This window comes from Streptomyces sp. NPDC102278 (genome assembly GCF_044766345.1).
Classification (GTDB): Bacteria; Actinomycetota; Actinomycetes; order Streptomycetales; family Streptomycetaceae; genus Streptomyces.
In genome coordinates, this window is record NZ_JBIWLV010000004.1 from 402,676 (window position 1) to 416,754 (window position 14,079).

Consider the following 14,079-nt stretch of genomic DNA (forward strand, 5'->3'; position numbering starts at 1 on the left):
CAACTGGCGCTAGCGTCCCTAGCCACCCGGGAGTTCGGACGGTTGTGGTCCTGGGCGGCGCGTCAGACGCCGCCGTCGGCCCCTCCGGCCCTGAGTCCCTCCCGGTCCACGCAGCAAGGAGGCACAGTGCCGTCTATCCGCCGGTCGTCCATCGGCAGCATGTCGGTCGCGTCGAGACACGTGATGGGAACGGGCATGGTCATCGGCGCCCTCGCCTTCACGTTGATCGCGCTGCTGATTCCCGTGCAGAGCTTCGGTGGCAGAGCCTCCGCGGCCGCTTCGGCCCCGGCGGGCGACGACGACGGCGCCGGGGTGCTGAGCACCGCCTTCGGTCCGCTGACCCCCCAGGACCGCGACTTCGTCCGCAAGGTGCGCCTCGCCGGACTCTGGGAGCTTCCCGCCGGGCGTCAGGCGCAGGAACGCGGTGCGCGCCCCACGGTGCGGACCGCGGGGGAACACCTCATCGAAGGCCACACCGAGCTCGACCGCCGCGTCATCGAGGTGGGGGGCGCCCTGGGCGTCCAACTGCCTGACCGGCCGAGCGATCAGCAGCAGGCCTGGCTCAACCAGATGACCGCGGCCCAGGGCGACGAGTACGAACGCATCTTCGTCCAACTGCTGCGCCGGGCACACGGCAAGGTGTTCGCGCTGGTGGCCCAGATCCGGGCCCAGACCCGCAACTCCATGGTCCGCGAGTTGGCCAATGACGCCAACACCACTGTCCTGGACCACATTTCGGTCCTCGAAGCCACCGGGCTGGTCGACTTCGACGGCCTGGCGGACGCCACTCCCACCCCCTCCACTGTTTCCCGACCCCCGACGAAGTGAAGTGATCGCATGAGTCAAAAGGGCCACAAACGCCGCTTGCGGCCGACGCACAAGGCCCTCGCCATCGTGTCCGCCCTGGTCCTGGGCGGCGGCGGGGTCGTGATCGTCGCGCAGGGGGCATCCGCCGGGCAGGACTCCGCGCGGACGGCGCCGGTGACGGCCACCATCGACTGTCCCGACGTGGGCGACAAACTTCGCGCGGTGCCCGACCAGGCCAAGCCCGAAGTCGATGCCAAATTGGCGCAGTTGGACACGCAGATCGCCGACTCCTACCAGCGCCTCGCCACCGGGAAGGCCAAGGGCGGCGCCCTGCTCGGCGAGCTGAAGCAGAAGCGCGACAAGACCATCTCCGACATGTCGCAGGCGATCGACAAGTCGGGCGGCGACGCCGGGCAGTTGCAGGCCCTCGGCGGATGCGAGATGAAGCAGGCCGCGGCCGCCGACATCCCGGACGCGCCCGGAGCCCAGGTCGACGCCCAGGCCGCCCCGCAGAACCAGGCCGCCAAGGGCAAGAACGGCGGCGGACCGGCACGCAGCGACTTCGTCGCCATCAACACGGTGAGGCCGAACGTGGCCAACCCCGGTGCCAAGGCCGGCGCTTCCCAGGGCAAGCTGTCCGTGCAGTGCGGACGCAACCAGGAGAAGCACTTCAACCCCGACAACGTCATCGTCGCCCCCGGCGTGAGCAACGGCGCACACCACATGCACGACTACGTCGGCAACAGGACCACGGACGCCTTCTCCACCAACAACAGCCTGGCCGCCTCCGGAACCACGTGCACCAACGGCGACCAGTCCACCTACTACTGGCCGGTCCTGCGCCTTCGCGACGGTCGCGCCGAGAAGGACGCCAACGCCCCCGGCGGCGGTCAGGACGCCAACGTGGGCACCATCCTCCAGCCGAAGCAGGTGACCATCGACTTCAAGGGCAGCCCCGTCAGCCGGGTCACCGCCATGCCCCGATTCCTGCGCATCATCACCGGTGACGCCAAGGCCTTCACCAACGGCAACGCCAACGCGAACGCGTCGTGGAGCTGCACCGGCTTCGAGAACCGCCAACTGAAGGACAAGTACCCGATCTGCCCCAAGGGCAGCGACGTGGTGCGCACCTTCAAGTTCCAGAGCTGCTGGGACGGCAAGAACACCGACAGCGCCAACCACCGCACCCACGTGGCCTTCGCCGCCGCCAACGGCTCCTGCCCGGCCGGCTTCAAGGCCATCCCGCAACTCGTCCAGCGCATCGTGTACGGAGTCGCGCCCGGCGCGAAGTTCGCGGTGGACAGCTTCCCCGAACAGCTGCACAAGCCGGTCACCGACCACGGCGACTTCATCAACGTCATGAACAACAACCTGATGAACAAGGCCGTGCAGTGCATCAACGGTGGGCGCGCCTGCCGCTGAGACTCTCGGGGCGTCGCCCTCCTCCCACCCTCCCCCGCGTCGCCCCGAGAGCGGTGCCGGTCCGAAGCGACTTCGGACCGGCACCGCCCTTTTTGCCGTCCCGACGGGGCCCGCGGGTCCCGGAGCACGTGAGGAGCGACATGTCCGTGCCCTCAGACACACCCGGCCGGGCCCGCACGCCCGGTCGCATCGGCGCGTCCGGCCCCATCGGCGCCCCGGCCCGTGTGGGCGAGCCCGATCGGGAACTCATCCGGCGGATCAGGCGGTCCCACGCCCGCGACGCCCCGGACCCCGAGGCGTTCGAACTCCTCTACCGACGCCACCGTCCCGCGGCCCTAGCGTGCGCCCGAGCCTGCAGCCGGGCCCCGCAGGACGCGGAGGACCTCGTCTCCGAGGCCTTCCTGCGCACCATCCAGGCCGTGCGCTCCGGCGCCGGCCCCAGGGACCACTGGCGCCCCTACCTGCTCACCGTCATCCGGCACACGGCGGTCGAGTGGCGGGCCGGGGACGAACGCGTGATCCTCACGCCGGACGTCGAGTCCTGGTGCCGCCCGGGCCCCGGCGGGGACGATCCGCAACGCCGGCTGGTGGAGGGGGAGGACCGTCGGCTCGCCGCACGATCCTTTCGCACCCTGCCCGAGCGCTGGAAGGCCGTCCTGTGGCACACCCTCGTCGAGGACGACTGCCCGCACCAGGTCCCCGTACTGATGGGCATCACCCCGAGCGCCGTCACCTCGCTGGCCTTCCGCGCCCGCGAGGGGCTGCGCGAGGCGTACCTGGACGCCCACGTGGACCCGGCCGACGACCGGCGCTGTCGCCACTACGGCACCCTGCTCGGCGCCGCGGTCAGGCGGCGCGGGGTCTCCCGCCGCCTCGCCCGCCACCTGTCGGCCTGCGGTTCCTGCTCGCTGGCCTACGCGGAACTGACCGACGTCGACACCGCGCTGCGCGCCGGAGCCCGGGGCGTGCCCGCGGGCACGTGACCGGCGGTGAACGCGAAAGGAACCGGCTCTCCCCCCGCGCCCGCGGGGGGAGAGCCGGTTCCTTCGGGGGCCTTCGGCCTACAGGCCGTTGACCCGGGCCATGCGTCCCGCGCCGAGCGGTGGGCGGAACTCCGCGGTCACCACGCGGGCCCTGCGGGTCACCCGGGAGTGCTGGCGCCTGACCTGGGCCATGAGGCGGCGGCTGCGCAGGGCCATCTCCAACTCGAAGCGGGTGCGGGGGTCGCGCAGTCCGGGGCCGAAGAGCTTCTCCAGCTGTCGCATGCGGTATCGGACGGTCTGGGGGTGGACGCTCAGGGCCTTCGCGGCCTCCGGCGCCCCGCCGCCTTCCAACCAGGCGAGCAGTGTCACTTCGAGTCGTTCGCTCTGGCGGGGTGTGAGGTCCGCCAGGGGGCGCAGCCAGCGTGCGGCCAGTGCGTGGGCCAGGGGTTCGTCCTGGAGCAGCATGAGGGTCGAGAGGTGGTCGTCCACGAACACGGCGCGCGCGTCGGGGCCGGACCGGGTGGGGGTGAAGTTGAGCAGGCGCACGGCCCAGCGCAGGGAGGAGGCGGTGTCGCGGGGTGGGACGGGGTGGCCGACGGCGGCGAATCGGCCGCGCAGGGAGCCTTCCAGTGTGGTGCGGGCCTCCGGGTCGGAGGTGGGGACCAGCAGGCAGGGCTGTCCGCAGACCATGCCGGCCAGGGCGTCGTCCAGGACGGCCGCCAGTTGCTGGGTCTCGCCGGGCGAGGCCAGGGCGATGGCCCGGACGGAGACGGGCAGGGGCCAGCGAGCCGCCCCGGCCAATTCGGCCAAGGCTATTTCGGACATGGGCATGTCAGATGTGAGAGCGGCGAAGAGCTCTCGTCGAGCGCGTTCGGGCCCTGTGCCGAATCCCTGGGAGGGAACCGCCTTGAGGGTGGGCAACGAGCCGCCGCCGTGCGCGTCCTGGGTGAAGAGCGCGTCCGCGTCCTGCTGCCGGGGGTTGCGGGCCGACTCCGTCTGCCGGGCCGGCTGAATCTGATCTGCTGCCTCATCCTGCGGTGTTACCGACGGTTCGCGGTAACCGAGGACCGTGAGCAGGGCCGACTCCACGTGCTCTCTGACGACCTCGTCGTCGATGTCCTCGATGAGAGTGGAGAAACCGGGGATGTCGTTCCGCAGTTCCTCCACGATCCCCGCGGCCAGCGCGGGTAGTTCCTTTCGCAGGACCCGGGTCCATTCGCCGCGTGGGCGGGACCAGATGCGGTTCAGAAGTTCGCACATTGTTACCTCGTTCATGCCGGGGTATGGCCTGCCCCGTGGGAGGGTGACAAGCCTGTAGGGGCTGTCCTCCTCCCCGTCGACGTCAGTGCCGACGGGGGAGTTGAGCGCCTCGTACTCCCTCCAGGAGCATGCCAACCACTTGCAGTCCCGCGACCTTGCCTAGATTTTGCCAACGGGGAGGTGTGGCGGCGGACAAGGCGTGAACCTCGTCGCAACCGCACCACTGGAAGGGAATCTTCCGGGGATGTTCGAGTCGATGACTGCGCGGGGGCCAGAAATTATCACGTTTCGATAAATCCCGTGGAGGTGCTGCGAAGGTCCACGATGCTTCTGCACTCCGGCCCCCGCTCCCGGCCGGCGAGGCAGCATCTCCCGCCTGCCGCGGAGCAGTTCCGACGACAGTCCCCGGGCGCCGAGCGCGAGGTGGAGTGCTCGGAACCCGGGCGTATGGGAGAACTACATGCCCTTGTCCACGCCCCGTACGCCGAGCTCACACCGGGCACGCCGCACCAGACGGCACGCCGGCATGGTCGCCGCCGCGGCCGCCGGGAAACGGGCCCTACGGCGACCGCCCCTGCTGTCCGCCGCCGGCGGCCCGCACCCCGGCGCCATCACCCTCGCGGCGCTGGCAGCCTTGGCGGCCCTGGTCGTGATGGCGCAGGCCGGTGCCCTGACCGACTTCTGGAACTTCCTCGACTTCGGCGCGGGCGTGCTCTCGCTCGTCTCCCTGAGCGCCACCGTGCTGTGGGGTCTGGCGGCCACCGACCGGACCCTGTTCTCCTCCGGGCACCGGCTCGTCGCTCAAGGGGTGCACCGCGGCCTCGCCGTCGCGGGACTGGGCTTCCTCGGCCTGCACATCTGGGTCAAGATCGCCAAGGCGCAGACGGTCGCCGCCTCGGCGGTCGTCCCTTTCGCGGACCCGGTCCAGCCCCTGCGCGTCGGACTCGGCACCCTCGCCGGATACCTCTTCGTCTCCGTGGCGGTCTCCGGCGCGGTCCGCAGCGCCTTCGCGACCAAGGGTCGCTCCATCTGGTGGCGCGCCCTGCACATGGGCGCCTACCCGGCCTGGGGCGCCTCACTGGTGCACGGACTCAAAGCCGGCCGCCCCGCGAGCGGCTGGGTGACCGTCGCGTACGGCCTGTGCCTGCTCGGCGTCGCCGCCGTCCTGGTCATCCGGCTCCGTGCGCGACTGCGCGCCCTCCCCGCCCGACCGCCGGGCGGTGCTCCCGCGGGCCCCAAAAGCCCCGAGCAGGCGCCGCCGCGAAACCCGGGGCCCTTCGTGAGCCGGCCCGCCGAGTGGGCCGCGTCCCGACTGACCGCCCGCCTGGCGCGTCAGTCGGACGACCGCCCGGACCCCGGGGCGCGTCCCGACTGGGACGAGGAACCCGCACCGCGCGGCGCCGTACAGGCGCCCGCGCGGCCGTACGGACAGTCGTACGCCCCGTCCTACCCACCGCCGTACGCCGAGCCGTACGCCCAGCCCTCGTTCGCCGGTCAGGGAGCCGGCCGGGAGCCACGACCGGGCCCGGTGCCGGAGACCATCCTCATCCAACGGGGGGCCGCCGGCCCCGTGACCGCGGCCCGGCCGGGATCCCCACCCGAGCCCGAGTATCCGGCGTACGGAACCGTGTTCATCCCCAGTCAGGCCCAAGTCACCACCGAGAGGCCCGGCGGGCCCTTCGACGGTAGCCGGGGGCGGCAGTGAACGATCTGCCGCGCCCGGCACTCGGCTGTGTGGGCATGCCCAGACTGCTGGCGGGACTCGACGTCATGGCGCGGCTCGATCGAGCCGCGCACCTCTCCGTCCACGGCGATCTGCCCCGCTACGGGCTCGAAGACCTCGTGCAGCTCGCCGAGGGCATCGACCTGCGGGGCCGCGGCGGCGCGGGATTCCCCTTCGCCCGCAAGCTCCGCGCCGTCGCCCGGTCCGCCCGTGCGGGCGACGGGCGCTGCGCCGTGGTCGTCAACGCCAGTGAGGGCGAACCCAGTTGCCTCAAGGACACCGCGGTGCTGCTGCACGTGCCGCACCTGGTGCTCGACGGGGCCCTGCTGTCCGCGGGCGCCCTCGGCGCGGAGGAAGTGGTCATCGGGGTGACCCGCGACGACGTCGAGCAGTCCCTGCGCGAGGCCGTCGCCGAACGGGGCCCGGCCGGCCGGCGGGTGCGCGTGTCCCGACTGCCCGAGCGCTTCGTCACGGGGGAGGGCACCTCCCTCATCAACGGCATCGACGGCGGCCCCGCACTGCCCAACGGGCAGAAGGTACGGACCAGTGAACGCGGGCTGAGCGGCATGCCCACCCTGCTGTCCAACACCGAGACGTACGCCCAGATCGCCGTCGCCGCCCGACTCGGCGTCGAGGACTACCGCTCGGTCGGCACCGAGAAGGAGCCGGGCACCGTCATGCTCACCGTCGCCGGCGCCACCGCCGTCGAGGTCCCGCTCGGCACCTCGCTCGCGTACGTCCTCGAACTGTGCGGCACCGCCCCCGGCCAAGGCGTCCTGATCGGCGGCTACCACGGCCGGTGGCTGCCCCCGGCGTCGGCGCGCGTGGCCGCCCTCTCCCGGGAGTCCCTGACCTCCTACGACGGGGTGCTCGGAGCCGGCGCGGTCCTGCCCCTGCCCGAGGACACCTGCCCGGCCGGCGAAGTGGCCCGGGTGACCCGCTGGATGGCCGGCGAGTCCGCGGGCCAGTGCGGCCCCTGCGCCAGGGGTCTGCCGTCGCTGGCCGACGCCGTGGACGCCCTCGTGGCCGGCGGGGGCGGGGCCGCCCTCGACGCCGTACAGGCCCGGATGCGCGGCGTACGCCGCCGCGGCGCGTGCAGCCACCCCGACGGAACCGCCGGATTCGTCGCCTCCGCGCTCGCGGTCTTCCCCGACGAGTTCCGCGACCACGCGCTCGGCTCCGGCTGCGGGCGCCGCGTCCTGGGGGCGCTGCCCCTGCCCGCCGACGAGAGCCCCGAACGGCTCGTCGTGGACTGGACGCTGTGCAAGGGGCACGGCCTGTGCGTGGACCTGCTGCCCGACGTCGTGCGGCTGGACGACGACGGCTTCCCCGCGATGGCGGTGATGCCGGTGCCCGCCCGGCTGCGCCCGAAGGCGCTCCGCGCCGTGCGCCGCTGCCCGGCGCTCGCCCTCCGCATTCAGGAATGAGCACGCGGTGGACGACCGCCCGGAAATCGAGTTCAACGTTTGGCGCGATCTGACAAAATCCTTTGATTCTGAATTCAGTCGGCCACACAGGCCTTATGAATAAGCCTGTAAGCGAAAACGCCGGGCTGGACCCGAAGGAGTGATCGTGAACAACAGGCATCGTGGGACGGCAGCCGCCGGATCGGTGATGGCGGTACTGATGCTGGCGGCGGGCTGCAGCGGCGGGGATTCCGACCGCGCGGTGGATTCCGTACAGCCGGCGGGCGCCAACCAGGCCATCGGCAAGGGGTACGACTCGGGAGCCGGATCGGGATCGGGCGCCGGGTACGGGTTGCCCGGAGCGGGCGCGAATCCGGCGGCCGGGGCGGGATCCGGGTACGGCGACGAGCCGGCGGCCGGGGCCAAGGCCGCCCCGGCGGGACAACTGGCCCTGCGGGAGATCCCGGAGGTGGGCAAGGTGGTCACCGACAGCGCCGGCGCCACCCTCTACCGCTTCGACAAGGACACGCCCAAGCCCCCCAAATCCAACTGCGAGGGCGGCTGTGCCACCACCTGGCCCGTGGTGTCGGCCGACGACGCCAAGGCCGCCGCCGGCATCGACCCGAGCATGCTCGGATCGGTCGAACGCGCCGACGGCACCAAGCAGCTGACCCTCGGCGGCTGGCCCGTGTACCGCTACTCGAAGGACACCAAGGCGGGCGAGGCCAAGGGCGAGGGCGTCGGCGGCACCTGGCACGCGCTGGCCGCGGACGGCAAGAAGGCCATCGACAAGAAGGACGCGCAGCCGCCGAAGGAAGAGGCCGAGCCCCCCAAGGCCGGTGGTTCCGACGGAACGGAGGACGCGAATTCAAAGGAGAAAATCGAACTCGCGGTGGCCGCCAACGAGAAACTCGGAAAGATTCTCGTGGACGCCGGGGGGCGCACCCTCTATCGATTCAACAAGGACAGTGCGTGGCCCATGAAAATCGGTTGCCTGGATGCCTGCCTGAACACCTGGAAGCCGGCCCCTCCCGTGGACAAGGCGAAGGCCTCCGGAATTCCCGCCGGACTGGTCGGCAAGGTCAAGCGGCCCGACGGGAGCGAGCAGTTGACGATCGACTGCTGGCCGGTCTACCTCTTCACCGGTGACAAGGAGCCCGGCCAGACCAATGGACAGGGCAAGCAAGGCCTCTGGTTCGCGGTCGACGATGCCGGCAAGAAGGTCACCACGACCACCGGCTGACCCGAGCCGGAGCCGGACCCCGTGTCCGCGCCCCGCCACCGTGCCCGCCCCGACCCCTGTGAGGGAGACGTGCCAGCTTCACCCCGGATCACCGCCCGCCATCTGGTGCCCTGTGTCGCCGTGCTGATCGCCTCGATGATGTGTGGCGGCTGCGCGGGACAGGGAAAGGAGCAGACGGGCGCGACCGACGCCCACCCGGCCGGCGCCGCCCACCCGGCCGCGTCGCCCACCCCGAGCGCCCCGGCGCCATCGGCGACCCCGGCCCCGTCCTCCACCGCCCGCCCCGCCTCCCTCGACCAGATCGCCGCCGCTCTGGACTGCCGACCCGAGATCACCGTCGACGCGGAGGAACTGAGAGAAGGAGCGTGCGGGGCGGGCAAGGAGGGATTCCGGATGGCCACCTTCGCCGCCGACCAGGGTCAGCGGGCATGGCTGGACGAATCCCGGATGTACGGAGGCGTGTACTTGGTCGGAGAACGCTGGGTCGTCACCGCGGCCTCCGTCGAGGCCCTGGCACCCCTCCGGGAACGCCTCGGAGGCACCGTCGAGACCGGCACCGGGCACGGCGGCGCATCGCACGACGCCGGGAACGGCGCCGCACAGGGCCCCTCGCAGGGCGCGGAACACCCCCCGGGCCACGAGCCCATGAGCGGCGCGGGTTCCTGAGGCCCCGTCCTCCCGGGCGACCGCCGGCATCCGTCACCCCCCCACGGGGCCCGGAGCCCGGCGGTCGCCCGACGAGCGGACCGGAAGCGGCCCTTGACGGCCGCGCGCCGGACGCGTCCCTCGACGGCCTGACGCGACGGGCCCGGCCTGACGCGACGGGTTTGCCTGACGCGACGGGCCCGGCCTGCACGCCGGGCCGGTCCTGCACGACGGGCCCGGCCTGCACGGCGGGGCTCGCCGCGGACGCGCCCGGTCTCCGCCGCCCGGGTTCCCCCTGCGCGGACCGCTTCTCCCGCGACACCGGTTGATCTATCGTCGGGAACGATCGACGGGATCGGCGTCGCACGCACGTGAACTCGGGGAGGACGGCCATGACCGAGGACCCCGGTGTCCGTGTCGCCGTCCTGTCGGACGTCCACGGAGTCCTGCCCGCCCCGGAAGCGGTCCTCGCCGAACCGGACGTGCGGGCCGCGGAGCTCCTCGTACTCACCGGGGACATCGCGGCGGGACCACAACCCACCCGGGTGCTCGACCTTCTCGGCGGCCTCGGCGCACGCGTCGCCTGGGTCGGCGGCAACGCCGACCGCGAACTCCTCGAACACCGTCGCGGCGAACGCGAGTCCCTCGGCGACCCCGTCTCACGATGGGCGGCGGAGCAACTGCGCCCGGACCACCTCGACCTGCTCGCCCGCCTCCCGCGCACCCTCTCCCTCCCCCTGCGGGGACTGGGACGCACCCTGTTCTGCCACGCCACCCCCCGTGACGACGAGGAGGTGGTGCTGGTCGACTCCTCGCTCGACCGTTGGCCCGAGGTGTTCACCGGTCTCGACGCCGACGTCCGTACCGTGGTCTGCGGGCACACGCACATGCCCTACGTCCGCCTCGCCCACGGCCGGCTCGTGGTCAACCCCGGCAGCGTCGCGATGCCCTACGGCCGCCCGGGCGCGCATTGGGCACTGCTCGGACCCGGAGTGGAACCGCGCACCACCCACTTCGACATCCCGGCCGCCGTCACCGCGATCACCCGCGACTCCACCTGCCCCGAAGCCGCCGACTGGGCCGACTACTTCCTCAACGTCCGCGCCACCGACGCCGAAGCCCTCGACGCGTTCGCCCCCCGAGACGGCCGACCCCCCGACCAGCAGCAGGAGGCACCGTGAGCGAGCACATCTGCGACATCGACGCACTGGCCGAGGACGCCGCCCGGGCCGCCGCGCTGCTGGACCGGCCGATCCTGTTGGGCATCGACGGCCCGGGGGCGTCCGGCAAGAGCACGCTCGCCGCCCTGTTGTCCCGGCGGCTGGAGGCCGCCGCCGTGATCCACGTCGACGACTTCCACCTCCCCTCCGCGGACCGCCCCCGCGACTTCGGCGCGATCGCGGCCGACGTCGACCTCGCCCGACTCGAAACGCAGGTGCTGCGACCGGCGGCCACCGGGGGCACCGTCCGCTACCGCCGCTACGACGGTGACCTGGACCGCCTCGCGGAGTGGACCGAACTCCCGCCCGGCACCCCGCTGATCGTGGAGGGCGTCCACGCACTCCACCTGCGGCTGCGCCACGTCTACACCTACCGGGTGTTCTGCGACGCCCGGCGCGAGGTGCGGCTGAGCCGAGGCCTGGCACGGGACGGGGAGGCGGCCCGCCACCTGTGGGAGGACGACTGGATGCCGGCGGAGGACCGCTACCTGGAGACGCACCGACCGCACCTGCGGGCCGATGTCGTACTGACCAGCCCGGTCCGCACGGAGGGAGTCGCCGCGCCCGCGTACGCGGTGGTGGCCCGCTGACCTCCGATCGCCCCCGGCCGCCCGGGCCCGGGCGGCCGGCGGATCAGGCGGATCGGGCCGGCTCCGCCGGTACGGCCGTCCCAAGAAGGCGTGCGGCACGGTACGGAGAGGTGTCCAGCTCCGCCAGCACCGCAGGCGCGGCGATGTTGGGCAGGACCAGATCGAAGAGGTTGGAGATCTCCCTGGAGAGATCGCCGTCGGGGATGCCCTCGGTGATCAGCAGCACTCCGGTCCACGCCCCGACGAGCAGTCGCGAGACCTCGGACGGCACGACGTGCGCGAGCAACTCGCCCCGCATAGAGGCCTCTTCGAGCAGTCCCTCGCCCACGGAGATCCAGTCAGGCCACCGGGTGCCGAACAGAGCGCGGGCCTTGGCGTCCACCGACAGTCGCACCGAGGCACTCAGCACAGGTTCCTTGGGCAGCCGATGGGCCAGGAGCAACCCCAGGTCCACCCACTCCTGGAGCTTGTGGACCTGCGGGGTCGAACCCTCCCGGGTCACGGCCTCGTCGAGGACCGCCCGCGCCAGCTCCTCCTTCGAGGTGAAGTGGAAATACAGTCCGCCGCGGGTGAGCGGGATGCGATCGATGAGGCCGCCGATCGTCGTCGCGTCGTATCCGAGTTCGTTGAACATCTCGGCCGCCGCCTCGACGATGATCCTGCGCGTCTGGATCGCGCGCTCCTGCCTGGCCACTTGACGCCTCCTGATTGCACGGCTCGTCGGCGTCCGCAGGGCCCCGGCCGCCACCCGCACGGAAACCGACCGAGTGTCCGGTACAGTACCAGCGCGCCGACCGTCCCTCGGACCTCCGGCTTTCCTCAACAGAGCGCTGCCGAAACGCTGTTGACCCCCCGTCCAATCGCAGCCGTCGGTCGCCGGGCGGCCCGCGCGGACGCGATCACGGGGAGGCCTTCCCGGGGGGCGCTTCCCGGCCGGCCTCGGGTCGCAGGAACGCGCGCCGGGTGTGCCTGAGCAGTTCGCGGGCCGCGGGGCCGTGCGGGGTCCTCCAGACCAGCGACAGCAGGGCGGGCGACGTGACGTCGTCGATCGTGCGCGCGGTGAGCCGGTCACCGTGGCCGGCGGCCATCGACTCGCTGAGGATGGCGACACCGAGCCCGCGGACGGCGAGGTCGACGATGGCGTCGGCGGCCCCGGCCTGCAAGGCGATCCCGGGCCGAAGGCCCTGCGCGGCGCACGCCTGGTCGAACACCGTGCGCAGGCCGGTGCCTCGGGGCATGCACACGATCGGATGGGCGCCCAGGTCGCGCAGGGAGACCCGGTCCCGCCGGGCCAGTGGATGGTCGAAGGGCACGGCCGCCACGAGCCGCTCGCTGATGACGGTGAAGGTGTCCAGTCCGTCGTGGGTGGCGGTGGAGGTCCCGACGAGAGCCATGTCGAGGGAGCCGTCACGCACCCCGGCGATCAGTCGGTCGGAATTGTCCTCCGACAGGGAGATCTCCACTCCGGGATGCGCCCGGTGGAACGCGGCGAGGGCGTCGAACAGCGGCGTGACGGTGCAGCCGATCACCATCCCCACGGTGAGCCGCCCCCGGATCAGGTCGGTCACCTCGCCCACCGCCTGGCCGACGGCCGTCGCGGCGCGGAGCGCGGCGCGGGCGTGTTCGAGCGCGGCCCTCCCCGCGGCCGTGAGGGTGGTGGTGCGGGCCGACCGGTCGAACAACTCCGCGCCGAGCTCTCGCTCCAGTTGACGGATCTGCGCGCTGACGCCCGACTGGCTGATGTGCACCCGCTCGGCCGCCCGGGTGAAGTTCTGCTCCTCGGCGACCGCGACGAAGTATTCCAACTGCCTCAGGTCCATGACCGGCAATTCTAGTTCCCAGCAGATCCAGCTGTTGGACTACTGGCACGCCGTGAACCAGGCTGGCACGTGTCGACGCTCGACCACGCGACCGATCAACCACTCAGCCATTCGACCGATCGACCACTCACCTGATCGACCGGCGAGCACATCACACAGCGAGGAGCGAGAACGCCATGTCGAAGCACACGCCGGAGTACGAGAAGGCCATGCGGCCCGAGGACATCACCCGCCTGTTCGTCGAACGATCCAACGCCGGCGACGCGGCCGGGGTCGCCGCGCTCTACGAGCAGGACGCGGTGATGGCCTACCCGCCGGGCTCCCGCACGGTGGGCCGGGAGGCGATCCGCGCGCTGTGGGAGAAGGTGCTGGCCGGCGGCCCCCGCTTCGAACCGGAGCAGCCGCTGCCGACCCTGATCAGCGGCGACATCGCCCTCACCTCCACGCCGCCGAAGGACGGGTCGGGCGCCCGCGCGCAGGTCGTGCGCCGCCAGCCGGACGGCAGCTGGCTCCGCCTGCTCGACCAGCCCGAGTTCGTCCCCCCGACCGCCTGACCCACCCTCGGCGGGTGTCAGCGGTACCAGTCCCCGCCGGGGCCGGACAGCGTGCCGCGAAGACACGTCTCGTGATCCCGGACGAACACGTGTCGCGCTCGGGGATGCGTACGACCGCGAACCGGTCTCCGCCGCCGCCGTCCCCGAAGAACATGAGCGCGTCGAACGGCATGTAAAGCACCCGGAAGGACGTCCGTCCCGTCCGCACCGTGACGACGTCGCATGCGAGGAGCAGTTCTCGCAGCGCGGTCGGGAGCAGCTGCCCCAACGCCCCTTCCAGCCCCCACGGTTCCTCCTCGAAGTCAGGCCGTGCCCGGCAGGGAGCTGACCGGGACATGCGAAGCGTTGTAGGCTGCCGGGACCGCCCTTGACCTGCGAACGCGGGCAGGGAGCAGACCTTCCGGGA

13 protein-coding genes are annotated in these 14,079 nt (G+C 72.2%); 10 read left to right on the plus strand and 3 right to left on the minus strand.

What is annotated here, in order from left to right; translation table 11 throughout:
• The first annotated feature begins 126 nt into the window (after window positions 1-126).
• From ACIRO3_RS14045 to ACIRO3_RS14055, 3 genes are all read left to right on the plus strand, one after another.
• Window positions 127-828 (plus strand): DUF4142 domain-containing protein, encoded by a 702-nt coding sequence (locus tag ACIRO3_RS14045; protein ID WP_404136045.1) that lies wholly within the window; start codon window positions 127-129, stop codon window positions 826-828.
• Between the two features lie 9 nt (window positions 829-837).
• A complete protein-coding gene (locus ACIRO3_RS14050) occupies window positions 838-2,229 on the plus strand; it encodes a DUF1996 domain-containing protein (protein WP_404136048.1) in 1,392 nt (463 codons plus the stop codon).
• 140 nt (window positions 2,230-2,369) lie between these two features.
• Window positions 2,370-3,212, plus strand: coding sequence for an RNA polymerase sigma factor (locus ACIRO3_RS14055; RefSeq protein ID WP_404136051.1), 843 nt, complete (start codon window positions 2,370-2,372; stop codon window positions 3,210-3,212).
• A gap of 78 nt (window positions 3,213-3,290) precedes the next feature.
• Here ACIRO3_RS14055 and ACIRO3_RS14060 read toward each other — a convergent pair whose 3' ends face one another.
• Window positions 3,291-4,472 (minus strand): helix-turn-helix domain-containing protein, encoded by a 1,182-nt coding sequence (locus tag ACIRO3_RS14060; protein WP_361773165.1) that lies wholly within the window; start codon window positions 4,470-4,472, stop codon window positions 3,291-3,293.
• A 460-nt stretch (window positions 4,473-4,932) separates the two neighbouring features.
• On the opposite strand from ACIRO3_RS14060, the gene ACIRO3_RS14065 reads away from it, so the two are divergent.
• From ACIRO3_RS14065 to ACIRO3_RS14090, 6 genes are all read left to right on the plus strand, one after another.
• Window positions 4,933-6,177, plus strand: a complete 1,245-nt coding sequence (locus ACIRO3_RS14065) for a hypothetical protein (RefSeq protein ID WP_404136054.1) — start codon at window positions 4,933-4,935, stop codon at window positions 6,175-6,177.
• A 35-nt stretch (window positions 6,178-6,212) separates the two neighbouring features.
• Window positions 6,213-7,622 carry an NADH-ubiquinone oxidoreductase-F iron-sulfur binding region domain-containing protein gene (locus ACIRO3_RS14070; RefSeq protein ID WP_361773170.1) on the plus strand — a complete coding sequence of 470 codons (1,410 nt, stop codon included), beginning with the start codon at window positions 6,213-6,215 and terminating at the stop codon, window positions 7,620-7,622.
• Between the two features lie 145 nt (window positions 7,623-7,767).
• Window positions 7,768-8,844, plus strand: coding sequence for an SCO0930 family lipoprotein (locus tag ACIRO3_RS14075; protein ID WP_404136057.1), 1,077 nt, complete (start codon window positions 7,768-7,770; stop codon window positions 8,842-8,844).
• Window positions 8,845-8,913: 69 nt separating this feature from the next.
• The gene (locus ACIRO3_RS14080; protein WP_404136060.1) at window positions 8,914-9,510 is read left to right on the plus strand and encodes a hypothetical protein; all 597 of its coding nucleotides are present in this window, start codon (window positions 8,914-8,916) and stop codon (window positions 9,508-9,510) included.
• 371 nt (window positions 9,511-9,881) lie between these two features.
• The gene (locus ACIRO3_RS14085; protein WP_404136063.1) at window positions 9,882-10,670 is read left to right on the plus strand and encodes a metallophosphoesterase family protein; all 789 of its coding nucleotides are present in this window, start codon (window positions 9,882-9,884) and stop codon (window positions 10,668-10,670) included.
• The gene (locus tag ACIRO3_RS14090; protein ID WP_361773179.1) at window positions 10,667-11,299 is read left to right on the plus strand and encodes a uridine kinase; all 633 of its coding nucleotides are present in this window, start codon (window positions 10,667-10,669) and stop codon (window positions 11,297-11,299) included. The genes ACIRO3_RS14085 and ACIRO3_RS14090 overlap by 4 nt, the downstream gene beginning before the upstream one ends.
• Window positions 11,300-11,342: 43 nt before the next feature.
• Here the strand turns inward: ACIRO3_RS14090 and ACIRO3_RS14095 are convergent, their stop codons facing one another.
• Together ACIRO3_RS14095 and ACIRO3_RS14100 are read right to left on the minus strand one after the other, a co-directional pair.
• The gene (locus ACIRO3_RS14095) at window positions 11,343-11,993 is read right to left on the minus strand and encodes a ScbR family autoregulator-binding transcription factor (RefSeq protein WP_404136066.1); all 651 of its coding nucleotides are present in this window, start codon (window positions 11,991-11,993) and stop codon (window positions 11,343-11,345) included.
• Between the two features lie 205 nt (window positions 11,994-12,198).
• A complete protein-coding gene (locus ACIRO3_RS14100) occupies window positions 12,199-13,119 on the minus strand; it encodes a LysR family transcriptional regulator (RefSeq protein ID WP_404136069.1) in 921 nt (306 codons plus the stop codon).
• Between the two features lie 176 nt (window positions 13,120-13,295).
• Between ACIRO3_RS14100 and ACIRO3_RS14105 the strand changes: the two genes are divergently transcribed.
• Window positions 13,296-13,673 carry a YybH family protein gene (locus ACIRO3_RS14105; protein ID WP_404136072.1) on the plus strand — a complete coding sequence of 126 codons (378 nt, stop codon included), beginning with the start codon at window positions 13,296-13,298 and terminating at the stop codon, window positions 13,671-13,673.
• Window positions 13,674-14,079 lie beyond the last annotated feature (406 nt).

Coding starts and splice junctions, on each gene's coding strand:
- ACIRO3_RS14060 (WP_361773165.1), bottom strand. CDS start 4,472: ATGTGCGAACTTCTGAACCGCATCTGGTCCCGCCCACGCGGCGAATGG.
- ACIRO3_RS14065 (WP_404136054.1), top strand. CDS start 4,933: ATGCCCTTGTCCACGCCCCGTACGCCGAGCTCACACCGGGCACGCCGC.
- ACIRO3_RS14050 (WP_404136048.1), top strand. CDS start 838: ATGAGTCAAAAGGGCCACAAACGCCGCTTGCGGCCGACGCACAAGGCC.
- ACIRO3_RS14105 (WP_404136072.1), top strand. CDS start 13,296: ATGTCGAAGCACACGCCGGAGTACGAGAAGGCCATGCGGCCCGAGGAC.
- ACIRO3_RS14055 (WP_404136051.1), top strand. CDS start 2,370: ATGTCCGTGCCCTCAGACACACCCGGCCGGGCCCGCACGCCCGGTCGC.
- ACIRO3_RS14100 (WP_404136069.1), bottom strand. CDS start 13,119: ATGGACCTGAGGCAGTTGGAATACTTCGTCGCGGTCGCCGAGGAGCAG.
- ACIRO3_RS14070 (WP_361773170.1), top strand. CDS start 6,213: ATGCCCAGACTGCTGGCGGGACTCGACGTCATGGCGCGGCTCGATCGA.
- ACIRO3_RS14085 (WP_404136063.1), top strand. CDS start 9,882: ATGACCGAGGACCCCGGTGTCCGTGTCGCCGTCCTGTCGGACGTCCAC.